Genomic DNA, 23,220 nt, shown 5'->3' with positions numbered 1-23,220 from the left:
GGTCGGGATTAAAGTCGATGACCCGCCGCACTTCAACCGAGGTGGCGAACCGTCGCGCATCGGGATCGGCGCTTGCCGCGAAGGGCCGGCCGGCCCCCAGATCCATTCTCGTCATTCAGACAAAGTACATTGGCGATATGGTCCTGACGTCGGTGCTGGTGCGCAATCTGCGTCTCGCCTACCCAGATGCCAAAATAGCGATGCTCTGCACGCCCAACCTTCGGGATTTCGTCATCAGCCAGAACATCGCCGATGAGGCAATCGCGTTTGATCGCCGCGACAAAGGAAAGAGCCTCTTCCAGCGGCTGGCGGAGTACCTCAGCGTGGTTTCGGATCTCCGCCAACGACGGTTTGACCTTACTATCGATCTGAGTGACTCCAAAACATCCCGGATAGTGCACCGATCGGTCGGCGCGCCGATGCGGGTTGGCGTCGACCCAACCGATAGACCGATGAAATTCTGGGAGAGCCAGCCGGCAAATGTCTTTGCCGCACCCTATGGCCAGGGCGGCTCCCACTACGTCTACCGACACCTTTCTCCCATGCAGGCGCTCGGCCTTGACGCCGCCGATGTCACGCCGAGGCTTGCGCCGACACCAGACGCTTAATGGGAAAGCACAAAAATTCTGGCGGGAAGAGGTCTGCGCAGAAATGCCTATCTCGCGGTGCATGCAGGGGCGCGATAATGGAGGCGATGGGGCATTTCTCGATTACGGTGACGGATTATCACGTACGCGAGGCTAACAAGAAACGAATTGCCGTCGACATCGCAAGAGCGATCAACCAGCGGGAGGAAAAGCGGGACCGGATGAAGCGGCGGGGGGCGCGTCGTGCGATGACCAAGGCAATCTTGGCTCGAGTTTCCAGGGCGTGGACAAAGCGTGGGAAGGTAAAAGGTTATGGTGGGCCCGGAGGATGTTTGGAAAAGAACGGGGTTGATCCGGACCCGGTGCCGCGACATGTTTGGTGTGAGATCAGAGCAGCGTTTGCACCGTTAGCCGCGTTACGGCCAGGGCATGGCTGGGGCGACCGCGGGGATCGCATCTCGCGAAGCGTTTCGATCGATTATTTCCCTCGGCATCGCCAGTTCATCATCCCGCCCGGTCCGAGGTCGGCCATCAAGTTCAGGACACCCTTTACCAATTCCGGATCGAGAGCACTGGTGACTTCGTCGAACAGCATAACCCCGGGTTCGAGGGCTAGGGCGCGCGCGATGGCCACCCGCTGCTGCTGTCCGCCCGAAAGATTTGCCGGCCGATGATCTTTGCGCTCCAAGAGTCCGACTTCATGCAGCCTCGCTAAGGCCGCGCGCTCAGCCAGCTGGCGCGGCATGCCTTTTACCTTGCGCAGCGCCAGGGTGATGTTGGCGAGCGCACTGCGGTCGGGGAACAAGTTGAATTGCTGGAAAACCATGCCGAGCCGCCGCCGAAGTTGGTCAGGGGTCTGCCTGTAGATGCTTTCGCCATCGAGCCGGATGTCTCCGGCTCGACACTCGACTAGGCGGTTGAGGCAACGCAGCAAGGTCGACTTGCCCGAGAAGGCGAAAGTTCGATCCTCGCGCCGCTTGCCAAAATCGCCGCACGCGACGCTGAACGGCACCTGCAAGCCGCCTGAAGTTTCAGGGACGCTTGCGACGGCGCTCTCGGCTGATCGATGAGCATCGGCGCCGGCAAGGGCGACCCCTGAATCAGGCGGCGGTTTGTGTGAGCCAATCATGAAGGCCTACCGCCAGGAAGCGCTGGTGCCTGAGCGCGCAAGTCGGACTTGAAATATGAAGGCGCGCGGCGCACGATGGGGCAGACATGCACCGAGAGGGAGACAGGGGGGAGGGCTGGAGCGTAGCAGCGCTTGGAGGAAGCCATGAACGTCAAAGCGATTCTCGAGGACAAGGGTCGAGCCGTCGAGACGATCGGCCCGAACGAGACGCTCGCCGTGGCGATCAACAGGCTCGCCGAGCACCGGATCGGCGCACTGGTCGTTACCAATGGCGATCGCAAGGTGGTCGGCATCGTGTCCGAACGCGATATCGTCTGCGCCATGGACAAGCATGGGGCTGCGGCCCTGCAGCAGAGTGTCCGTCACGCAATGACCGCCAAGGTCAACCTCTGCACCGAGAACCACACGATCAACCAGGTCATGGAGATCATGACCACAGGCCGCTTCCGCCACCTGCCCGTGGTGAAGAACGGCCAACTCGACGGCATCGTCTCGATCGGCGACGTGGTGAAGAAGCGAATCGAGGAGGTCGAGCGCGAGGCCGAAGAGATTATTCACTACATCTGGGCGGGGTAAGCTCGCCGAAGGCCCGCCGCCCCGGGCGCGACGTCCTTTTTCAGGGTTTCTGATCCCGTGCCGAACCTCCTTCGGCAGCCTGAATCACCGATAAGCAGGCTGCGGGAATCGCACACAGAATCAGATGCTGAGACTTGGGCCTAACGTAGGGCCAAACCATACAATCTTGAGAAAAATCCGATACTAGGGCACAATTTGTGGACGCATCTGAAGTGCGCAGCGCAGCTATCTTCAAATCCGGCCGTCTTGCGCCGAGTGACAGATCGCGGCGGAGGGTCGGCGTCGATGGATCAGGCCTTCTTTCTTTTGTTCGCTGCGGCGTCCGTGATCACGGCACTGACCGTGGTCCTGGCGCGGAATCCGGTTCACAGCGCATTGGCGCTGATGGCGTGTTTCCTGCAGATCTCGGCGATCTTCGTCTTGCTCGAGGCGCCGTTGCTCGCGGTCATCCAGATCTTCGTCTATGTCGGCGCGATCATGGTCCTATTCCTTTTCGTGATCATGATGATCGATGTGCGCGAAGCGGTGTTGCAGCGGTTCTTGCCGGGCGGCAACCTGCCGGCTCTGGTGCTGCTCGTCGTGCTTGGGTTCGAGATGCTTGCGCTGGTGCTCTGGAGCGACCGCTTTTCGGTCACGGAGCCCGTCGCTATGCGCACCGGTGGCGAGATCAGGCAGCTCAGCACGACGCTTTTCGCCGACTATCTCCTGCCATTTGAAACCGCCTCCGTCATCCTGCTGGCGGCCCTGGTCGGCGCCATCATGCTGGCGCGGAAAGAGCCGAGGTGATGGTGCCGCTCTGGTGGTATATCGTGCTAGGAGTGGTCCTGTTCGTGATCGGAGCGGCGGGCGTGCTGCTCAGGCGCAACATCCTGGTCGTGCTGATGTCGCTGGAGCTGCTGCTCAACTCGGTCAACATCAATTTCATCGCTTTCGGGCACTACTACGACGACTTCGGCGGGCAGATCTTCGCGATCTTCGTCATCGCAATCACCGCGGCGGAGGTTGCCGTCGCTCTCGGCATCTTGGTCGCCCTCGTGAGGAACAAGCCCACCCTCAAGGTCGACGACGTGACCATGATGAAGGGATAGCGGCTTGGACCCGGTGATATCGATCCGGCCGTTGCTTGCCGTCGCCGTCGCAGGTCTGGCGGCACTTGCAGTTCTCCTTCTGAACAACCGCGAAAAACTCCGCGATGTCGTTTCGCCGTTGGCCGCGATCGCCATGTTTGCAATTGTCGCCTCAATGGCGCCCACGGTGCTGGCGGGCGGCACGGTGGATTTTCGCCTGTTCGAGATTCTGCCGGGGATCGACTTCGCTTTCCGGGTCGATGCGCTCGGCATGGTGTTTGCCACCGTCTCGTCGCTGCTGTGGATTGTGGCGGCGATCTATTCCATAGGCTACATGCGGCACTTGAACGAGCACGCGCAGACCCGGTTCTTCGCCTGCTTTGCCACCAGCCTCGCGGCGGCCGTCGGGGGCGCCTTCGCAGCCAATCTATTCACGCTGGTGATCTTCTACGAGGTGCTCAGCCTCGTTACCTATCCGCTCGTCTACCACCACGAGGACGAAGAGGGATGGGCGGGCAGCCGCAAGTACCTCGTCTATTTGATGGGCGCGTCGAAAAGCCTGCTTCTTGCCGCGCTGGCCCTGACCTACCACATTGCCGGGTCGCTCGACTTTGTGGCGGGGGGGCTGCTGGCGGGGGTCGATGCCTCAGCGTCTCTGCTGACGGTCATCTATTTCTGCTATCTCTTCGGCTTCGCCAAGGCCGCGGTGATGCCAATGCACGCCTGGCTGCCTGCCGCGATGGTGGCGCCGACACCGGTCAGCGCGCTATTGCATGCGGTTGCAGTGGTCAAGATGGGTGTGTTCTGCGTGCTGCGGGTGGTGTTCCATGTCTTCGGCGCAGGGCTGCTTGACGGGCTGGGGCTCGGCCTCGCCACGGCCTATCTGGTCTCGTTCACGATCCTGATGGCGTCCATCTACGCCCTGACGCGGGACGACCTGAAGGCGCGGCTCGCCTATTCGACGGTCAGCCAGCTGTCCTACATCGTGCTTGGAGCTGTCCTACTGTCGCCGGTCGCGATGGTCGGCGGGATCATCCACATTGCGGCGCATGCGTTCGCCAAGATCACGCTCTTTTTCTGCGCCGGTTCGATCTATTGCGCCTCTGGTAAGCGGAACATCAGCGACATGGCCGGCATCGGCCGCAGGCTGCCCTGGACGATGGGGGCGTTCTTCGTCGGCTCGCTCAGCATGATCGGGGTACCGCCGACTGCGGGCTTCGTCAGCAAGTGGTATCTGGCGCTGGGCTCGGTGGAGGCGGGGGAGATCGCGTTCCTGATCGTTCTCTTGGTGAGTTCGGTCTTGAACGCCGCCTATTTCCTGCCGGTCAGCTATGTCGCCTTTTTCGGGACGGATGCGCAGGAGTGGCCGGCAACGGTCCATGAAATTCCGATGGTGACGATCCCACTGGTCGCGACCGCCATTTTGTCGGTGTCGATGGGCATCTTCCCCGGCTATTTCCTCGCCCTGGCGGAAGGAGTGGTCAGATGATCAACCGCGTCGTCGATTTCTTTGGTGACGGGCGATATGCGAAGCAGCGCCGCTGGCTGTTCTTTCTCGTGCTCGTTCTGATCGTCATCGCAGACTTTCTGGTCTTTCGCGAACACGCCGAATACCTGTGGGACCGCCTGCCCGGCTGGTCGGCCGTCTACGGCTTCGGCTCCTGCGTGCTGCTGATCCTATTTTCCAAGTTCCTCGGCCATCAGGGTGGGCTGATGCGGCGCGAGGACTATTATGACTGACTTCGTCCATCCCGCCGTCCTATTCATTCTCGGCGCCCTGCCGATCCCCTTCCTGAAAGGGTCAATCCGCAAGGCTTATCTGCTGCTGATCCCGGCGCTGGCGATCCTCGCCGTTTTCACGATGCAGCCTGGCAGCTACGGTGCGGCGCAGTTCATCGGGCAGGAACTCCTGATTGCGAAGGTCGACAAGTTGAGCATCGTCTTCGCCACTGTTTTCACTATCATGGCGCTGATCGGCATGGTCTACGCGCTGCACCTGACGCGCGCCGGAGAGCATGTGGCGGCGTTCGTCTACGTCGGCAGCGCACTCGGCGTGGTGTTTGCCGGCGACTACTTGACCCTGTTCCTGTTCTGGGAAGGTATGGCGTTTGCCTCTGCCTATCTGGTCTTTGCCCAGCGCGGCGGGCCGGCGGTCCGTGCCGGGTTTCGGTATCTCATGGTCCATATCACCGGCGGCGTCGCCCTGCTCGGCGGCGTCATTCTCCACGGGCTCGCCACCGGCTCGCTGCTCTTCGGCCCGATCGAGGGGGGGATGGGCGTCGCCGCCTACCTGATCCTTGCCGGGTTCATGCTCAACGCCGCGGTGCCGCCGCTCAACGCCTGGCTGACCGACGCCTACCCGGAGGCGACCGTCACCGGAGCGGTGTTCATGAGCGCCTTCACCACCAAGACCGCCGTCTACGTGCTGGCGCGGACGTTTCCGGGGACCGAGCTTCTGGTCTGGCTCGGCACGGTGATGGCGCTTTACGGCGTCATTTACGCGGTGTTGGAGAACGACTGCCGGAGGCTCTTGGCCTATCACATCGTCAGCCAGGTGGGCTACATGGTGGCGGGCGTCGGCATCGGCACCGAGATGGCGGTAAACGGGGCCACTAGCCATGCCTTCGCGCATATCCTCTACAAGGCGCTCCTGTTCATGGGCGCGGGGGCGGTGATCCATGTCACTGGGCTGCGCAAGCTCACCGAGCTCGGCGGGCTCTACAGGACCATGCCGCTGACCGTGGCGCTCTACATGGTCGGCGCCTTCGCGATCTCGGCATTTCCGTTCTTCTCGGGCTTCGTCACCAAGTCGATGGTGGTCGCCGCCGCCGGGCAGGACCACCGCGCGCTGGTGGTGTTAGCGCTCACCATGGCGTCGTCGGGAACCTTCCTGCACACTGGGCTGAAGCTGCCCTACTACATGTTCTTCGGCACCGACCGGGGGCTTCAGGGGCGCGAGCCGCCCCGCAACATGCTCGTTGCGATGGGCATGGCGGCGGTGCTCTGCATTGCGATCGGGGTTTTCCCCCAGCCGCTTTACGCGCTTCTGCCCTATCGGGTCGACTTCGAACCCTACACCGGCGTCCATGTCACCGAGAGCCTCGGTGTGCTGATGTTCACCGCACTGGGATTCGTGCTGTTCCTCAGGGCGCTCGACCCCGAGAACACGATCAGCCTCGACACCGACTGGTTCTACCGCAAAGGCGCGCGGCATTTCATGTGGCTCGCCGAAAAACCGTTGGCGCGCTACGAGCAGGCGGTGAGCGACGTGTCCGAGACCGCGGTGCTGCCCTTCCTGCACGGGATCGCACGGGCCGGACTGCGGACCGATCTCAACGGTGTGGACGCCGTCGTGAGCGGCGTCGCCCGCTCGATCCTGCGCGGTGGCGGCGCGCTGCGCAAGCTGCAGACCGGCGTCGTGACCCATTACGCGCTGGCGATGATCGTCGGTGTGATCGCAGCCATCGCCGTCTTCGCCGTGGCGTGGCAGTAGGGCGATGGCGTTCCCGCTGCTTAGCCTCATCGTGTTCATGCCCGCCGCCGGGGCAGCGGTTGTGATGTTTCTCCGCAACGACGATGCGGTGCGGTGGACGGCGCTGGGCGTCACCGTCCTCGACTTTGCTCTCTGCATCGTGATGCTGGCCGGCTTTGACACCACTACCCACGAGATGCAGTTCACCGAGACGCGCCCGTGGGTGCCCGCGCTCGGAATCACTTACGCGCTTGGCATCGACGGAATCAGCGCGCTCTTTGTATTCCTGACTGCGCTATTGGGCTGGATCTGCGTGCTCGCCTCGTGGGTCGCGATCGACCGCAAGGTGAAGGAGTTCATGGTCAGCCTGCTGGCCATGCAGGCGCTGATGCTGGGGGTGTTCTGCGCGCTCGACCTGTTCCTGTTCTACGTCTTCTGGGAGGCGATGCTGATCCCGATGTACGTGATCATCGGCGTCTGGGGCGGCGACGGCCGAGTCTATGCGGCGTTCAAATTCTTCCTCTACACGCTGGCGGGCAGCCTTCTGTTCCTGATCGGGGTCATCGTGCTCTATCTCCACGGCGGCGAGACCTTCGACATCCTCGCCCTGACGGCGCAGGATTTGCCGTTCCGGGTTCAGTCCTGGCTGTTCTTTGCTTTCCTGATCGCTTTCGCAGTCAAGGTGCCGATGGTCCCGGTCCATACATGGCTGCCGGACGCCCATGTGCAAGCGCCGACGGCGGGCAGCATCATCCTCGCCGGAGTGCTCCTGAAGATGGGCGCCTACGGGTTCCTGCGGTTCTCGCTGCCGATGCTGCCGGAGGCGTCGGTGCATTATTCGACGCTGATGCTGGCCCTTTCGGCGCTTGCGATCGTCTATGGCGGGTTGCTTGCCTTGGCGCAGGATGACCTCAAGAAGCTGGTGGCCTATTCCAGCATCAGCCACATGGGCTTCGTGACGCTGGGGATTTTCACGTTGAACCTCCGCGGGCTCGAGGGCGGCATCCTGCAAATGTTCAATCATGGCGTAACGACGGGCGCGTTGTTCCTGTTGGTCGGCCTGATCTACGAGCGGACCCATACCCGCAGCATCGCGGATTATGGCGGGCTGATGAAGGCTGCGCCGGTCTATACCGCGTTTCTTGCGCTGTTCACCTTGTCGTCGATGGCGCTGCCGGGAACGAATTCGTTCGTGGGCGAGTTGCTGGTGCTGTCAGGCGCGTTTGCGGCCAATCTGGCTGTCGGCGCCGCCGCCGTTCTGGGGGCTCTGCTGGGCGCGGCCTACCTGCTTGGCATGTATAGGAAAGTCGCGCTCGGTCCGGCCAGCGTCGGCGTGCGGTTCAAGATACGCGACGTGAACGCTCGCGAACTGGTGGCGATCCTGCCACTGGCCGTCTTTGTGCTGTGGATCGGGCTTTATCCGAAACCCTTTCTCGACATCATCGACGCTTCGATGAGGCATCTGCTGGCGCAGGTCCACGGTGACGGGGGCGGTCAATGACCGCCGCCGCGCTTTTCCAGTCGATCCTCGCGAGCCTGCCCGAGATCGTGGTAGTCGCTGGGGCCTGCATATTGCTGATCCTAGGACAGCTTGTGCGGAAGGGACATTTCCTTGTCTGGGCTTCCGTTGCGGTCGTGTTGATTGCCGGCTTGGCGACACTCATGCTGGCGGGAGAGGTGCGGCCGGCCTACACGGGCATGTTCATCGCCGACCCCTTCGCGGTCTTCTTCAAGGGCCTGTTCTACTTAGCCACCGTTCTGACATTCCTCCTTTCGCGAAAATATACAGAGATCGAAAAGATCGGGAGCAGCGAATACTGTGTCCTGCTGCTCTTCGCGCTTTCGGGAATGATGATCTTGGCCTCGGCGACCGACCTCCTGTCGATCTATGTGGGCCTCGAACTGATGGCGCTCTCCACCTATGTGCTGACCGGCTTCCTGCGGCAGCAGCGGCGGTCGAACGAAGCGTCGATGAAATACGTGATTCTTGGCGGGGTCTCGACCGGGATTTTCCTTTACGGCGTTTCTCTGGTCTACGGGCTCACCGGCACGACGCAGCTGGAGGGGATGGCTGCGGCGGTGACCGGCGATCCGCTCGATCCCGGATTGCTGCTGGCGGTGGTCTTCATCGTCGCGGGACTGGTCTTCAAGGTCGGCGCGGTGCCGTTCCATATGTGGGTGCCGGACGTCTATGAAGGCGCCCCGACGACGATCACCGCCTTCATGTCAGTAGGCCCCAAGGCGGCGGCGTTCGCGGTGATCCTGCGGGTGTTCCTCAACCCGCTTGTCGCAGCCTCGGACGCCTGGATCATCGTCGCGGTCATTGCTGTGGTGACGATGGCGCTCGGCAGTTTCGTGGCCCTGGTCCAAGACAATTTCAAGCGCCTCTTGGCCTATTCCAGCATTGCCCATGCCGGGTTCGCCATGTTCGGCGTGGTGGCCGGCGGTGCGGACGGGATTGCCAGCGTAATGCTGTACCTGCTGATCTATGCATTCATGAACCTCGGCATCTTCGGCGCCGTCATCATGATGCGGAACGGCGATTTCTCAGGCGAGGTCATCGAGGAGTACGCGGGTTTCGCCAAGTCGCATCCCGGGCTGGCGCTTCTGATGCTGCTCTATCTGTTCTCGCTGGCCGGCATTCCGCCGACAGCCGGGTTCTTCGCCAAGTTCTACGTGCTGGTTGCGCTCATCGAGCGGGGTTTCGTCATACTGGCGGTGATTGCAGTGCTGTTGAGCGCCGTCGCCGCCTACTTCTATATCCGCATCGTTATGGTGATCTACATGCGCGAGCCGGAGCGCACGTTCGACCCGGCGCTCTCGCCCTCGCTCCGCGCCACACTCGCCATCACCGCCGCCGGCACCGTCGGCATCGGCCTATTTCCGGCTTGGTTTCTGAGGCTTGCCCAACATTCCGCGTTTGGCGGCTGATCGATTGGATTTGCAATGATGCGGCCGACCTTATACTCTGGCAGAGCAAGAAAGGAACGCCAAGTCGCTTCCCGGGGGTCCGCATCACCGGCCCGAAGGTGGCCGGTCGCGGCCTGAGCAAAGCCCTCGGTAGGTGACCGGGGTAGCGCGACATGACTGGAATGGATTTCCTGCCGGTTCTTTTCATGGTCGCCGGAATTGTTCTGGTGGCAATGGCGACGCTCTTTGTCTCCTCGCTACTGCGCCCATCCAATCCCTATCCGGCGAAGAACATGCCCTATGAATGCGGCATGGACCCGGCGGGCGAGGCCGCCGGGGGCCGCTTCAGGGTGCAGTTCTTCATCCTCGCGATCCTGCTGGTCGTCTTCGATGTCGAGGCGATGTTCCTCTTTCCCTGGGCTGTCGTCCTGAAAGAGATCGGACTGGTCGGCTATGTCGAGATGTTTGTCTTCATGTTGCTGCTTCTTGTGGGCTTCGCCTACGCCTGGCTGAAGGGGGCGTTAGAATGGGAGGAGTAAACAACGCGATCCGCGACAGCGTGCTGTTCACCACGGCCGACAGCGTGATCAGCTGGAGCCGAAGGTCGGCGCTTTGGCCCGAGACCTTCGGCATCGCCTGCTGCGCCATCGAGATGATCTCGGCGGGTTGTGCGCGCTACGATCTCGACCGGTTCGGCGTGGTGTTCCGGCCTTCGCCGCGCCAGTCCGACGTGATGATCATCGCCGGCACCGTGACGCGGAAATTCGCGCCAGTCGTGCGTCGGCTCTATGACCAGATGCCGGAGCCGCGCTGGGTCATCGCGATGGGGACCTGCGCGATCTCGGGCGGGGTCTACAACACCTACGCCGTGGTGCAGGGGGCGGAGACTTTCGTGCCAGTGGACGTGCATGTGCCCGGCTGCCCGCCGCGGCCCGAGGCGCTGATGCATGGCATCCTTCTGCTTCAGGAGAAGATCAAAAAATCCCGGGCGCTGGCCGGGACGCCTCTGGACCGGGTCGCGGCGCCATGAGCGCGAAGACGCCCCTCAACCGCGCCCCGATAGCGGAGCGTTTCGGGGCGGCAATCGAAGATCTTGGCTTCGCGCATGGCGTGCACGCCTTTGCCGCTCCGCCTGAATTGATCGTCGAGCTTTGCCGGTTTCTGAAGGAACACCCGGCGCTGCGGTTCAACTTCCTGTCCGACATTTGCGGGGTCGATCATCACCCCGAGGCGCCGCGCTACGAGGCGGTGTACCACCTCTATTCGCTGCCGAACAAATGGCGCGTTCGGATCAAGTGCCGTCTCGGCGATCCGCCGCGGGTTCCGTCAGTGACGGGAGTCTGGCGTACTGCCAACTGGCATGAGCGTGAAGCCTGGGACATGTACGGGATCAGGTTCGAGGGCCATCCGGACCTGCGCCGGATCTACATGTGGGAAGAATTCGAGGGCTTCCCGCAGCGCAAGGACTTTCCGCTACGCGGTTACAAGGACAAGCTGAACCCGTTTGGTGCCGAAGGCCCTCCGCCGACGAAGCCTGACCTTGCCACCAGGAACATACCGTAAGGGAGATCATTCCACGACAGGAAGCTGAGATGACCGAAGTCACGCAACTGAGCAGGCTGGAAGGCGAAGCGCCCGACACCAGGGAAGTACTTCTCAACCTCGGACCGCAGCATCCCAGCACGCATGGGGTGCTGCGGCTCGTCCTTGAGTTGGAGGGCGAATATGTCGCGCGCTTGGACCCGCATATCGGCTACCTCCACCGCGGCACCGAAAAACTGGCCGAGAGCTTCACCTACACCCAGATTTTTCCGCTGACCGACCGGCTCGACTACCTCTGCCCGCCCTCGAACAACCTCGCTTTCGCGCTGGCCGTGGAGAAGCTCCTGGGCATCGAAGCGCCGATCCGGGCGCAATATATCCGCGTGCTGATGGCCGAACTGGCGCGGGTCTCTGGTCATCTCCTGATCACCGGCGCGCTGCCGATGGACCTGGGCGCCATGACCGCGTTGGTTTACGCCATGCGCGAGCGTGAAATGATCATGGACCTGTTGGAGATGATCAGCGGGGCGCGGATGCACACCTCCTTCTGCCGGGTCGGCGGTGTGCGCGAGGACCTGCCCGACGGGTTCTTCCCCAAGATCAGGGAGTTCTGCGACATCTTCCCGAATCGGATCCGCGACTATGAACGGCTGGTCGAGAACAACCGGGTGTTCCTGAAGCGCACGCAGGGGATCGGCGTGATCTCGGGCGAGGACGGTATCGATCTCGGCCTGAGCGGCCCGAACCTGCGCGCTTCAGGCGTCGACTGGGACATCCGCCGCGACGAGCCTTACGAGATTTACGACCGGCTCGACTTCAACGTCATCACCCGCGACGAGGGCGATTGCTACGCGCGCTGGCGATGCCGGGTCGAGGAGATGCGCGAGAGCGTCCGGATCATCGAACAATGCCTCGACCAGATGCCCGAGGGGCCGTTCCAGATCGATATGCCGACAATCGCTTTCCCGGTGAACAAGGACAAAGTGCACTGCTCGATGGAGGCGCTGATCCAGCATTTCGACCTATCGGCCTATGGCTTCAAGGTGCCGAGGGGCGAGGTCTATTCGGCGATCGAGGCGCCAAAGGGCGAGCTCGGGTTTTATATCATCAGCGATGGGTCGGAAAAGCCGTTCCGTATGAAGGTGCGGGCACCGTCGTTCGTCAACCTTCAGGGACTGTTCGGGGTCAGCAATGCGCGCTACCTGGCGGACATGATCGCCGTGCTCGGCAGCCTCGACCCAGTGATGGCCGAGGTGGACAAGTAGCAGGGGATTTTGGACGCGATGAACATGCGCGAACAGATCGAGGCGGCGGCGGCGCGGTATCCCGACCAGCGCTCGGCGATCATGCCCGCGCTTCTGATCGCGCAAAAGGAACATGGCCATCTGCCCGGCCCGGTGTTGGAAGAGGTCGCCGACATCCTCGGTGTCGAGCGGGTCTGGGTCTACGAATTGGCGACCTTCTACACCCTCTTCCATACCGAGCCGGTAGGTCTGTTCCACCTGCAACTCTGCGACAACCTCTCCTGCATGCTGCGCCGATCCGACGACCTGCTGAGGCATCTGGAGACGGTGCTGGGGATCGAAAAGGGCGGCACGACCCCGGACGGGCTGTTCACGCTTTCGACCGTCGAATGCCTCGGCGCTTGCGAGATGGCCCCGGTGATGCAGGTTGGCGACGACTATCACGGCGACCTCGACATCGCGCGGATCGACGCGCTCGTGGACAGGCTGCGCGCGGCGGGGCAAGCGACCGGCGCCGAACTCGCCGCCGCAGAACCGCCGGGAGAGTAGCCGCCATGTTTGAACCGGTCCTTCTCAGAAACATGGACGTGCCGGATGGCCATCTGCTTTCGAGCTATGAGGCCGGCGGCGGCTACCAGGCGCTGGCGAAGGCGCTGCGCCAGTACACGCCCGACGAGATCATCGACCTCGTCAAGCAATCGAACCTGCGCGGTCGCGGCGGAGCCGGATTCCCGACCGGGTTGAAATGGAGCTTCGTGCCGAAACGGGCCGACAAGCCGAAATACCTGTGCTGCAACGCCGATGAGGGCGAGCCGGGCACCTTCAAGGACCGGATCATCATGGAGCGTGATCCGCACCAGCTGATCGAGGGCATGGCGATCAGCGCTTACGCGATCGGGGCGGACACCGCCTATCTCTACATCCGCGGGGAGTACGTGCTGGCGATCCGGCGGCTGGAGCAGGCGATCGCCGAGGCCCATGCGAAGGGCTATCTGGGAAAGCGGATTCTGGGCTCGGATTTTAATTTCGTCATGCACATCCATTGCGGCGCCGGCGCCTATATCTGCGGCGAGGAGACCGCGATGCTCGACTCGCTCGAAGGCAAGCGGGCGCAGCCCCGTCTGAAACCGCCATTTCCGGCGGTCGCGGGGCTCTACGCCAGCCCGACCGTGATCAACAATGTCGAGACGCTGGTCTGCGTGCCGCATATCGTGGCGCGGGGGCCGGACTGGTTTCGTGGCATCGGCCCCGACAAGAGCCCCGGTCCGAAGCTTTATTGCCTTAGCGGGCAGGTGCGGCAACCGGGCCTTTACGAACTGCCGATGGGCATATCGCTGCGTGAACTGGTCGAGGACCGCGCCGGCGGGCCGCCACCGGGGCGCAGGATCAAGGCGGTGATCCCCGGCGGGGTCTCGGCGCCGCTGATCCCGGAGCGCGGGCTGGATGTCGGGATGGACTTCGACTCGCTGGCTGCGGCCGGCTCGATGCTTGGCTCGGCAGGGGTGATCGTGATCGACGACTCGACCTGCATGGTCAAGGTCGCCACCCGGATCATCGAGTTCTTCCATCACGAGTCCTGCGGCAAATGCACGCCTTGCCGCGAAGGGCTGAACTGGGTGGTGAAAGTGCTGCGCCGGGTCGAGGCGGGACAGGGCGCGCCGGACGATTTGGAACAGCTGGAGGCGCTCTGCAAGGGCATTTTCGGCAACACGTTCTGCGCTCTTGGCGACGGCGCGGCTATGGGGCTGCGGGCGGCACTGGCGCATTTCGAGCATGAATTCGTCGCCCATATCGAGGAGCGGAGGTGCTCGTTTCACTAAGGAGCGCGCAGGGAGAAGGCCGCAAGAAGTCATGGTTAGCGTCACGATCGATGAACAAACGCTGGAAGTGGAGGCAGGCTCTACGGTGCTGCAGGCCGCCGAGCGTTTGGGCATCGAAATCCCGACCTTCTGCTATCTGAAGCGGCTGCCGGCGCTGGCCTCCTGCCGCATGTGCCTGGTAGAGATCGAAGGGCAGCGGCGGCTGCAGCCTTCCTGCGCCGCCGCGGTCACCGACGGCATGGTAGTGCGGACGAACACGCCGCTGATCGACGAAACGCGCTCTTCCATGCTCGACATGTTGCTCGCCAACCACCCCCTCGACTGCCCGATCTGCGACAAGGGCGGCGAGTGCGAGCTTCAGGACATGGTGATGGCATACGGGCCCCGGGAAAGCCGGTTCCGCGATGCCAAACGTGTGTTCCACTCCGAGGACATCCGTCTCAGCCCGGTCATCATCATGAACGTCAACCGCTGCATCCAGTGCCAGCGCTGCGTCCGGATGTGCGAGGACGTGGTCGGCGCGGTCGCCTTGGGCACCATCGAAAAAGGCATGGACACCGCCGTCACCGGCTTCGAGGGCAGTCTCGCGAGTTGCGACCAGTGCGGCAATTGCGTCGAGGTCTGCCCGGTCGGCGCACTGATGAGCTTCCCCTATCGCTACAAGGCACGGCCCTGGGATCTGGTCGAGACCGACACGGTCTGCCCGCACTGCGGCACCGGCTGCCAGCTCACCGTCGGCGCGCGCAAGGGCGAGTTCATGCGGGTCCGTTCGAAGTGGGAGCATGGCGTCAACCGCGAAACGCTCTGCGTTCGGGGGCGCTTCGGCCTCGACTTCGTCGGGAGCCGGGACCGGATCAAGCGGCCGATGATCCGTCGTGACGGCGCACTGGTTCCGGTTTCCTGGGACGAAGCCGGGGACTACCTGCGCCGGCGCCTGTCGGCCGTCGAGAGCAAGGCTGCGGGCGGGCTGGCCTCGCCGCGCCTGCCCAACGAGGTGCTGTACCAGTTCCAGAAGTTGATGCGGACGGTATTCCGGACCAACAACATCGACTGCTCGTCGCGCTGGTCCACGCCGTTCGAGACGCTCGGCCCGTTGGTGGCGGGCTTCTACACCCGCGCGCCGCTGGAGGAGGTGATCGGCAACGACTGCGTGCTTGTCGTCGGTGGCAACGTGACCGACGAGAACCCAGTCACTGAATACCTGCTGCGAGACAGCGCCCGGCGGCGGCAGACCGGGTTGCTCATGCTCTCGGCGCGGCCATCCCGTCTGGACGCCGATGCCCGGGTGGTCGTTCGCGTTCGGCCGGGCGGTGAGGCAGCGAGCCTTGCCGCGGTAGTGGCCGGGCTGGTGGCGGCGGCTGGTCAGGCCTTGCCGCGTGACGTTTTTGCCGACAGGGGCGCGACAAGCGGTGGGCCGGAAGGGACCGCAGAGAGTAACGGGCCGGACCGTCTGGTCGCCGCGCTGCTGGAAGGCCGCGGCGTCACCGTTCTTGTCAGCGCCGATCTCCTGAGATCACCCGAAGCGCGCGCGACGTTGCAGCAACTCAGAAACCTGTTGCAGCTTCTCCGCATACTCGGCAAGGACCCGGCGATGCAGTTCCTCTTCGACCGTGCCAACCAGTTGGGCGCCTGGGACATGGGGGTTCTGTCGGCGGCGCTGCCGGGGCTGCGCCCGGTCAATGATGATGCGGCGCGCACAGTTCTCATACGGGCGTGGGGCGCCGAAATTCCACCTGAGCCGGGCGCGGATCTCGACGCCATGCTGGCGCTTTGTAACGAGGGGCGGGTAGGCGCGCTTTATATCGCCGGAAGCGACCCCCTGATGGCCTATCCCGACCGGGGATTCGTGAAGCGGGCGCTTGATGCCACCGATCTTCTGATCGTGCAGGACACCTTCCTCACCGATACCGTCGGTCTGGCCGATGTCGTCCTGCCTGCGGCGGGTTATGGAGAGGAATCCGGCACCTTCACCAACAACGAGGGCCGGATCCAGGCGGTCCGCAAGTTCCGCGAACCCGCCTTCGAGGCGCGGGGCAATCTGGCGATCTTTGACTTCGTAGCAGCGCTCCGCAACCAGGCAATGCAACCGTCGATGCAAGGCGAAATCTTCCGCGAGATTGCCCGGCTGGTTCCGGCCTACCGAGGGCTGACGCAGGACGGGCTTGGCGCCGACGGAGCATTCACAACGGCGGACCCGACGCCGCCGGCTGGCGAGTTCTTCGCCCCTCCGCCTAACCCGAATGCGGCCGACCGGCTCATGTTGGTCACCGGCAACTGCCTGTTCCACAATGGATATCTTTCCGAACGCTCGGAGATCCTAAATACGGTGGCGGATGACCCATATGTTGAGATGAGCGCGTGGGACGCCGCGCAGCTTGGCCTTTCGGATCGCGATCAGGTGATCGTACGATCCACCCAGGGGGAACTGAGGGCGCAGCTCAAGGTCAATAGGCATTTTCCCGGGGGGCTCGTGTTCGTGCCGGAAAACTATAGAGACCTGCGTCTCAACAGCCTTATGCGGCGGGGGGAATACCCTTGTCCGGTGGAGGTTCAAAAGGCGCACGCTGCCTTCGCCACCGGAGTCGAGGCGCGCCCTGAAAGTCGCGGCCGAGGCATTGCCGAGCTTCCGGGCAGTTCACCCTAATCGGCTCCCCCGGGTTTGTATCCTCAGTGATAAGGGGTCCCGGCAATGTAATCGCTCAATGCTTGCTCGGTACGGAGCAATTCGTCGAGCCGGTGCTTGACCACGTCGCCGATGCTCACCACGCCGACAGAAGCGTCGCCGTCCATGACCAACACATGGCGCGTGCGTCGGTCGGTCATGAGCGACATCACAAAGGGCAGCAAATCCTGTGTCGAACAGGTCACCACACTGCGGTTCATGATGTCGGCGACCCGCATTGTGGGCGCCTCGATTCCGTATTCTGCCACCGCATAGCAGCAGTCCCGCTCCGACAGCGTGCCCAGGCATTCCCCGGGCGAACGGCTGACGACCACGAATCCGATGTTGTTGTCCCGAAACAGCCGCAGGACTTCTACGACCGTCTGATCTGGTGTGACCGAGATGAGCTCGGGAGATTTGGTCTTCAAGATTTGGCAGACAAGCATCTGAGCCTCCTGTGCTCCGGCTTGACGGCTACCGCGCGTTCACGTTCGGCGGATATTCCGCCACCAGTTGTATCCCTGCGGCTCACTCGTCTCGACCAGGACGTCCTGTTCGGTGTTCAGGCGCGCCGCGACCACACCGCCGCCGGTCGTCGCCTTGCCCGGTTTGCCGAGCAGATCGTCACGTCCGACCACCAGGTCACGCGAGGAAAAACTCGAGAATTCGAACTCTTGGCCAAGCGCGATCGCGTCGGCCGGGCAGGCGTCCTCGCACAGCCCGCAGAACAGGCAGCGGGCCATGTCGATCTCGAATTTTGCTGGATGCCGGTTGCCCTTCTCGTCCTCGTAGGGAATGACTTCGATACAGTCGCAGGGACAAATCCGCGCGCAGAGCTCGCAGGCCACGCACTTGATCTCGCCCTCTTCGTCGCGCGTCAGGAAGTGATGCCCGCGGTAACGCGAATAGGGCAACCATTTTTCCTTGTCAGGATACTGCATGGTCACGGATCTGGAGAACATGTAGCCGAAGGTCAGCGCCAAGGCGCCCGCTAGATCGGCGAAGAATGCCCAGCCGATCCATGTTCCACTTATGTGCAGTGCGCGCGACATCGCCGCCTCGCTTGGAGTGGCCCTCAAAGGAAAGCAACACCTGTTACTATTATGTTCGCCAGTGACAGCGGAAGCAAGACTTTCCACCCGATCGCCATCAGTTGGTCGTATCGATAGCGCGGGAAGGTGAAGCGGAACCACATAAACACATAGAGAAAGAACGCGACCTTGAGCGCGAACCAGAGGAGCGGCGGCAACGGAATCAGCACGCCGTTCCAGCCGCCGAAGAACAGGATGACCGACAGGACCGACACCAGCAGCATGACGGCGTATTCGCTGACCATGAAGAACGCAAAGCGGATGCCGCTGTATTCGGTATGGAACCCGGCCCCCAGATCGCCTTCCGCCTCCGCCAGGTCGAATGGAATGCGCTGCGCTTCGGCCAGCCCGGCGACGAAGAATACGAAAAACCCGACCGGTTGGTAGACGATGTTCCAGACATCGGCCTGCGCCCGCACGATCTCGAGCAGGCTCATGGATTGCGCCAGCATTACCACGCCGATGACCGCGAACCCCATCGGGATCTCGTAGCTGATCATCTGCGCGCAAGTCCTGAGGCTGCCCAGGACCGCGTATTTGCTGTTCGCGGCCCAGCCGCCGAAGATGACGCCATAGACCTCGATCCCGATCACCGCGAAGACGAAAAGGAGCGCCACGTTCATGTTGGAGACGTAGAGCGTGATCTCGGCGCCGAGGACCGAGACGCTTTCGCCGAAGGGGATCGCGACGAACACCACGAAAGGCGGGGCGAGCGCCAGGATCGGCGCCAGTTTGAACAGGAAGCGGTCGGCTTCGGCCGGGATGTGGTCCTCTTTGGTCAAGAGCTTGATGCCGTCCGCCACCGGCTGCAGCAGCCCGTGCCACCCCACGCGCATCGGCCCCATCCGCTGCTGGATGTGCCCGGCGATCTTGCGTTCGAGCCACGTCAGCGGCAAGGGCAGCAGCAGCAGGATCGCAATCAGCAACGCGACCTTGAAGGCGATCAGGCCAAGGGCGAAGACAAGTTCCATAATCCGCAGCTACTTGTTCAACGGGTTGAGACTTACGACACTGAGCACTTGCGCTTGTCCGGCTTCGCGGGAACGGCAGTCTGCCGGCGGCGACGCAACTTGTGCAATGGTATCACGGTCTTACCGTTGCTGGCCACGGTGTGTGTGTCGCTTGGGACCCAAACGGGCTCTGTCGCAAAGCTTTCTTTGCCCCTCTATCGCGTCGCGAGAAGTGGTTAGCTGACGGCGTGGGTCGCCACGCTCTCCGGCGAAGCCGAAATGATCCGCGCGCCACGGCTGGCAGGGGGATGAAGAAATTCGCTCCAAGAGCGATGGTGTCGGCGATGCGGTGTGCTGGCGCACCGAGTGGAAGTGCTACCGCCCGCCGGTTTTGCCGGCGCACGGAGAATTTTGGATTGGAGTTCCCTCCCCTCCGCCAGCGCCACCGCGCAAAACGTTCTCCGACCTCAGCGCAGCCGCAAGAATGCCCACGCGCAAAGCTGTGAACTTACCGCCTTGGGCACAATGGCCTCGCCGCTCTCTTTGGGCGGTTATTCTCCGAACCTGTCAACTGACCGGATTTAGTTCACAGCTTTCTCACTCAACAATTTCAGTAGTTTAGTGTGTCACGAGCTGTGTACCATTTCGCAGTCACGCCCCGGCGACCGACCGGTCCTGGAATCAAACCTGGTGAAGCGAGGCTGCAATAAGTGGGATAGCGGACTTGCAGGCAGGTAACCGCGAGGTCCTTGGTATCCGTGAAGGATGCGTAATGCGGTCAGGCTGCTTGCCGTCCCATTTGCGGTCGCCGCCTGAGGCGGAAGACGCCTTCTGACGCACCACCAACCTCCAACGGGGTTGATCCGGACCTGGTGCCGCGACATGTTTGGTGTGAGATCAGAGCAGCGTTTGCTTCAAAAGGCCGCCGCCTTTGTTCTCAACGCCGTGGGCCAGGAGAGGTTCATGAGTGCTCTAGCCCAGTGCCGAGCGTTGCTGGCCGCGTTTGTCGCGAGTGCTGCCGCCTTCGTTTCGACATCCGCGTCCACTCAGGACCGCGCAGCCGAGCGTGCGGCCATGATCGAGACGATAAAGGGACACGCCCGCTCCGGGGCACACAGCATCGATCCGGCGGTGCTCAAGACGATGGGCACACTGCCGCGCGAGCGTTTCGTACCCGAGGCGCAGCGCGGCGCGGCATATCATGACCGGCCCCTGCCGATCGGGCACGGTCAGACGATCTCGCAGCCCTTTATCGTCGCGCTTATGACCGACCTGATCAATGTCCGGCCTGGCGACACCGTCCTCGAGATCGGCACCGGCTCGGGCTATCAGGCAGCCGTCCTGTCGCCCCTCGCCGCCAAGGTTTACTCGATCGAGATTATCCCGGAGCTGGGCAAGAGGGCAGCGGCACGACTTGCGGTGCCCCGCTTCGACAACGTCGAGGTAAAGGTGGACGACGGATACTACGGCTGGCCTGAGCACGCGCCCTTCGACGGTATCGTCGTGACCGCGGCTGCCAGCCATATTCCGCCGCCGCTTGTCGAGCAGCTCGCTGAAGGAGGTCGGATGGTCATCCCCGTGGGAGGCCCCTTTGCCACCCAGTTTCTCATGCTCGTCGAGAAGCGACGAGACGGAGGCATCACGACCCGGCAGCTGCTGCCGGTGAGCTTCGTTCCGCTGCGGGGAGGTCCCTCCCGGTGAGAGCGGGCCGCATGCTAGCAGTCGGTCTCATTTCGGCAGCGGTTCTCGGTTATGAACTGCTGCTGATGCGATTGTTTTCGATCGTTCAATGGCACCATTTTGCCTACATGATCATCAGCATCGCGCTCTTGGGCTTCGGCGCGAGCGGTACGTTCATTGCGCTTGCCCAGCGCTGGCTAGTGGAGCGCTACCCGGCTGCTTTCGCGGCGTCGGCGGCGCTGTTCGGCATGACCGCGGTCGCCAGCTTCGCCATCGCCGAACGTCTGCCGTTCAACGCGCTCGAGATCATCTGGGATCCGCGACAGCTCGGTTGGCTCGCGGCCAACTATGCGCTTCTGATCCTGCCGTTCTTCTTTGGCGCGACCTGCGTCGGCCTTGCTTTCTGCCGCCATCCCGGACAGATCGGACGCGTCTACGCCTTCGACTTGGTCGGCGCAGGGATCGGGGCGCTGGGTACCGTCGGGCTCCTGTTCCTGGTCTTTCCATCTACGGCGCTGCGTTTCGTTGCAGCACTGGCATTCGCGGCGGCTGCCTTTGCCGCGTTCGGCATGGTCCGCCATCGGTGGCTCGCAGCGGGCGGCCTTGGGTTGGCAGCGGCGTTCGTTGCAGTATCGCTACCGCCGTCCTGGGTGGCCCCCGAGCCGCATATGTCGCAGTATAAGGGCCTCCGCATAGCCCTGGAGGTTCCGAACGCGCGGGTGATCGAGGAGCGGTCGAGCCCGCTCGGGTTGCTGACGGTTGTCGAGAGTCCGACCATCCCCTTCCGTTATGCGCCTGGCCTCAGCCTTGCCAATACCCAAGAGCCGCCTGCGCAACTCGCCGTCTTCACCGATGGCGACAGTATTGCGGCGATCACCGCCTATGGAGGCGATCCAGCGAAGGTCGCCTATCTCGACCGGACAACGGCGGCGCTGCCGTACCGCATCCTCGAGCGGCCGCGGGTGCTAATCCTCGGCGCTGGGGGCGGCGAGCAGGTGCTGCTGGCGCTGCGCGCCGGGGCCGATACCGTGGATGCGGTAGAGGTCAACCCGCAAATGATCGACCTGGCTCGGAATCGCTTCGCCGACTTCGCTGGCGGTATCTTCAGCCGACCAAACCTGCGCTTGCATTTGGCCGAGGCGCGCGCCTTCGCTGCGACTGCTGGCGAGCGCTACGACCTGATCCAGATGCCGCTCCTCGATTCCTTCAGCGCGGCCGCGGCCGGCGTGCAGAGCTTGCATGAAAATTACACCTATACCGTTGAGGCAATGCGGGATTACCTCGCGATTCTCGGACCAGATGGTGTCGTCGCTATCACACGATGGCTGCGAGTGCCGCCGCGTGATAGCCTTAAGCTGTTCGCCATCGCCATAGCAGCGCTCGAGGCGGAAGGCGTGGCCGAGCCGGACCGGCACCTGGCGCTGATCAGGAGCTGGAACACTGCAACTTTGCTCGTCGCCAAGTCGCCGTTCAAAGGCGAAGACATTGCGGTCATTCGCAGCTTCGCGGCCGAGAACTTCTTCGACATCTCTTGGGTGCCAGGCATCTCCGCGAGCGATGTGAACCACTTCAACCAGCTTGATCAGGAATATCTCTACGAGGGAGCCCTCGCGCTCCTCAGCCCTGAGCGCGCCGACTTCATCGAGCGCTACAAGTTTGCCATCGCACCGGCCACCGACAATCGGCCCTATTTCTTCGACTTCTTCCGCTGGCGCGCCCTGCCCGAACTCCTGGCCCTTCGCACCCAGGGCGGGGCAGCGATGCTCGACTGGAGCTACCTGATCCTCGTGACGACTCTGGTCCAGGCTGCCATCCTCAGCGCCGTCCTGATCCTCCTGCCGCTATGGATTCGCAGAGACGCGCTCGGGAAAGCTTTGCACCGGCTGCGCTTCGGGCTCTACTTCCTTGCCTTGGGGCTAGCCTTCCTCTTCATCGAAATCGCCTTCATCCAGCGCTTTGTGCTGTTCCTCGGTCATCCGTTCTACGCTGTCGCAGTCGTTCTTGCGGGCTTCCTCGCATTCGCCGGTCTCGGTAGCGCCGTTGCCGCACGCTGGGCCGCGGTGGTTGGGCGCGGGTCGGCGGTGCGCGGCATCGCCCTCGCTGTCGGGGTTATCGCGGTCCTGGCTGCCACCTACCTTCTCGCGCTGCCCCCAGTATTCGAAAGGCTGCTGGCGTTCCCGGACGCCGCTAAGATCGCGATCGCGCTTCTTCTCATAGCGCCGCTCGCTCTTTTTATGGGCATGCCGTTTCCACTCGGCCTCGAGCATGTCGGCGCGCGTTCGGAGACATTCATTCCCTGGGCGTGGGGAATCAACGGCTGTGCGTCCGTGCTGAGTGCGATTCTCGCCACCCTGCTTGCAATGCATGTAGGGTTCTCTGGCGTCGTGATGATCGCTGTGGTCCTTTATCTTGTCGCCCCAGCCTTGCTTGGAAATCGGCTCAAGATCCAAACCATGATCCCTTTCCAGTCGTGAAGTTCTGCACTGCTAG

21 protein-coding genes and 1 pseudogene are annotated in these 23,220 nt (G+C 62.8%); 18 read left to right on the top strand and 4 right to left on the bottom strand.

Going from position 1 to position 23,220, the window contains the following annotated elements; genetic code table 11:
- Positions 1-152 precede the first annotated feature (152 nt).
- Complete coding sequence (locus EOA78_RS20835) at positions 153-608, top strand: glycosyltransferase family 9 protein (RefSeq protein WP_164783857.1); 456 nt, start codon at positions 153-155, stop codon at positions 606-608.
- Between the two features lie 496 nt (positions 609-1,104).
- Here EOA78_RS20835 and EOA78_RS20825 read toward each other — a convergent pair.
- Positions 1,105-1,536: pseudogene (locus EOA78_RS20825) on the bottom strand (ATP-binding cassette domain-containing protein); the annotation flags it as partial.
- 324 nt (positions 1,537-1,860) lie between these two features.
- Here EOA78_RS20825 and EOA78_RS20820 point away from each other — a divergent pair.
- The 15 genes from EOA78_RS20820 to nuoG all read left to right on the top strand — a co-directional run bounded on the left by EOA78_RS20820 (position 1,861) and on the right by nuoG (position 16,991).
- Positions 1,861-2,292, top strand: coding sequence for a CBS domain-containing protein (locus EOA78_RS20820; RefSeq protein ID WP_127316761.1), 432 nt, complete (start codon positions 1,861-1,863; stop codon positions 2,290-2,292).
- Between the two features lie 285 nt (positions 2,293-2,577).
- On the top strand, positions 2,578-3,078 hold the full coding sequence (locus EOA78_RS20815; RefSeq protein ID WP_095492105.1) for an NADH-quinone oxidoreductase subunit J: 501 nt from the start codon (positions 2,578-2,580) through the stop codon (positions 3,076-3,078).
- Entirely contained in the window at positions 3,078-3,380 is a 303-nt protein-coding gene (nuoK, locus tag EOA78_RS20810; RefSeq protein ID WP_127316768.1) for an NADH-quinone oxidoreductase subunit NuoK, read from the top strand. The genes EOA78_RS20815 and nuoK overlap by 1 nt, the downstream gene beginning before the upstream one ends.
- A 4-nt stretch (positions 3,381-3,384) precedes the next feature.
- Entirely contained in the window at positions 3,385-4,848 is a 1,464-nt protein-coding gene (locus EOA78_RS20805) for a monovalent cation/H+ antiporter subunit D family protein (RefSeq protein WP_127316760.1), read from the top strand.
- Entirely contained in the window at positions 4,845-5,099 is a 255-nt protein-coding gene (locus tag EOA78_RS20800) for a hypothetical protein (protein ID WP_127316759.1), read from the top strand. The genes EOA78_RS20805 and EOA78_RS20800 overlap by 4 nt, the downstream gene beginning before the upstream one ends.
- Positions 5,092-6,852, top strand: a complete 1,761-nt coding sequence (locus EOA78_RS20795; protein WP_127316758.1) for a Na(+)/H(+) antiporter subunit D — start codon at positions 5,092-5,094, stop codon at positions 6,850-6,852. Before EOA78_RS20800 ends, EOA78_RS20795 begins: the two co-directional genes overlap by 8 nt.
- Positions 6,853-6,856: 4 nt before the next feature.
- Positions 6,857-8,332 carry an NADH-quinone oxidoreductase subunit M gene (locus tag EOA78_RS20790; protein WP_127316757.1) on the top strand — a complete coding sequence of 492 codons (1,476 nt, stop codon included), beginning with the start codon at positions 6,857-6,859 and terminating at the stop codon, positions 8,330-8,332.
- A complete protein-coding gene (locus tag EOA78_RS20785) occupies positions 8,329-9,762 on the top strand; it encodes an NADH-quinone oxidoreductase subunit N (protein WP_127316756.1) in 1,434 nt (477 codons plus the stop codon). Before EOA78_RS20790 ends, EOA78_RS20785 begins: the two co-directional genes overlap by 4 nt.
- Before the next feature lie 152 nt (positions 9,763-9,914).
- Positions 9,915-10,280: an NADH-quinone oxidoreductase subunit A gene (locus tag EOA78_RS20780; RefSeq protein WP_127316755.1), complete on the top strand. Its 366-nt coding sequence runs from the start codon at positions 9,915-9,917 to the stop codon at positions 10,278-10,280.
- The gene (locus tag EOA78_RS20775; RefSeq protein WP_127316754.1) at positions 10,268-10,771 is read left to right on the top strand and encodes an NADH-quinone oxidoreductase subunit B; all 504 of its coding nucleotides are present in this window, start codon (positions 10,268-10,270) and stop codon (positions 10,769-10,771) included. Before EOA78_RS20780 ends, EOA78_RS20775 begins: the two co-directional genes overlap by 13 nt.
- A complete protein-coding gene (locus tag EOA78_RS20770; protein ID WP_127316753.1) occupies positions 10,768-11,304 on the top strand; it encodes an NADH-quinone oxidoreductase subunit C in 537 nt (178 codons plus the stop codon). Before EOA78_RS20775 ends, EOA78_RS20770 begins: the two co-directional genes overlap by 4 nt.
- 29 nt (positions 11,305-11,333) lie before the next feature.
- Entirely contained in the window at positions 11,334-12,548 is a 1,215-nt protein-coding gene (gene nuoD / locus EOA78_RS20765) for an NADH dehydrogenase (quinone) subunit D (protein WP_127316752.1), read from the top strand.
- An 18-nt stretch (positions 12,549-12,566) separates the two neighbouring features.
- Complete coding sequence (gene nuoE, locus EOA78_RS20760; RefSeq protein ID WP_127316767.1) at positions 12,567-13,076, top strand: NADH-quinone oxidoreductase subunit NuoE; 510 nt, start codon at positions 12,567-12,569, stop codon at positions 13,074-13,076.
- 5 nt (positions 13,077-13,081) lie between these two features.
- Complete coding sequence (gene nuoF / locus EOA78_RS20755) at positions 13,082-14,347, top strand: NADH-quinone oxidoreductase subunit NuoF (protein ID WP_127316751.1); 1,266 nt, start codon at positions 13,082-13,084, stop codon at positions 14,345-14,347.
- 31 nt (positions 14,348-14,378) lie between these two features.
- Positions 14,379-16,991: an NADH-quinone oxidoreductase subunit NuoG gene (gene nuoG / locus EOA78_RS20750; protein WP_127316766.1), complete on the top strand. Its 2,613-nt coding sequence runs from the start codon at positions 14,379-14,381 to the stop codon at positions 16,989-16,991.
- A gap of 23 nt (positions 16,992-17,014) precedes the next feature.
- On the opposite strand, the gene EOA78_RS20745 is transcribed toward nuoG, so the two are convergent.
- From EOA78_RS20745 to nuoH, 3 genes are read right to left on the bottom strand one after another with little or no spacing between them, the layout of a single operon-like run.
- Positions 17,015-17,455 (bottom strand): CBS domain-containing protein, encoded by a 441-nt coding sequence (locus tag EOA78_RS20745; protein ID WP_127316750.1) that lies wholly within the window; start codon positions 17,453-17,455, stop codon positions 17,015-17,017.
- Positions 17,456-17,494: 39 nt separating this feature from the next.
- The gene (locus tag EOA78_RS20740) at positions 17,495-18,061 is read right to left on the bottom strand and encodes an NADH-quinone oxidoreductase subunit I (protein ID WP_127316749.1); all 567 of its coding nucleotides are present in this window, start codon (positions 18,059-18,061) and stop codon (positions 17,495-17,497) included.
- Positions 18,062-18,084: 23 nt separating this feature from the next.
- Positions 18,085-19,071, bottom strand: a complete 987-nt coding sequence (nuoH, locus tag EOA78_RS20735) for an NADH-quinone oxidoreductase subunit NuoH (protein WP_127316748.1) — start codon at positions 19,069-19,071, stop codon at positions 18,085-18,087.
- 942 nt (positions 19,072-20,013) lie between these two features.
- Here nuoH and EOA78_RS20730 point away from each other — a divergent pair.
- Both EOA78_RS20730 and EOA78_RS20725 read left to right on the top strand, forming a co-directional pair.
- The gene (locus tag EOA78_RS20730) at positions 20,014-20,751 is read left to right on the top strand and encodes a protein-L-isoaspartate(D-aspartate) O-methyltransferase (protein ID WP_127316747.1); all 738 of its coding nucleotides are present in this window, start codon (positions 20,014-20,016) and stop codon (positions 20,749-20,751) included.
- Between the two features lie 11 nt (positions 20,752-20,762).
- A complete protein-coding gene (locus EOA78_RS20725) occupies positions 20,763-23,204 on the top strand; it encodes an SAM-dependent methyltransferase (protein WP_164783854.1) in 2,442 nt (813 codons plus the stop codon).
- Positions 23,205-23,220: the final 16 nt, after the last annotated feature.

Source organism: Mesorhizobium sp. M5C.F.Cr.IN.023.01.1.1, assembly GCF_003997585.1.
GTDB lineage: Bacteria > Pseudomonadota > Alphaproteobacteria > Rhizobiales > Rhizobiaceae > Mesorhizobium > Mesorhizobium wenxiniae.
The sequence above is the reverse complement of the archived record's forward strand: the minus strand, read 5'-3'. Positions and strand labels throughout refer to the sequence as shown.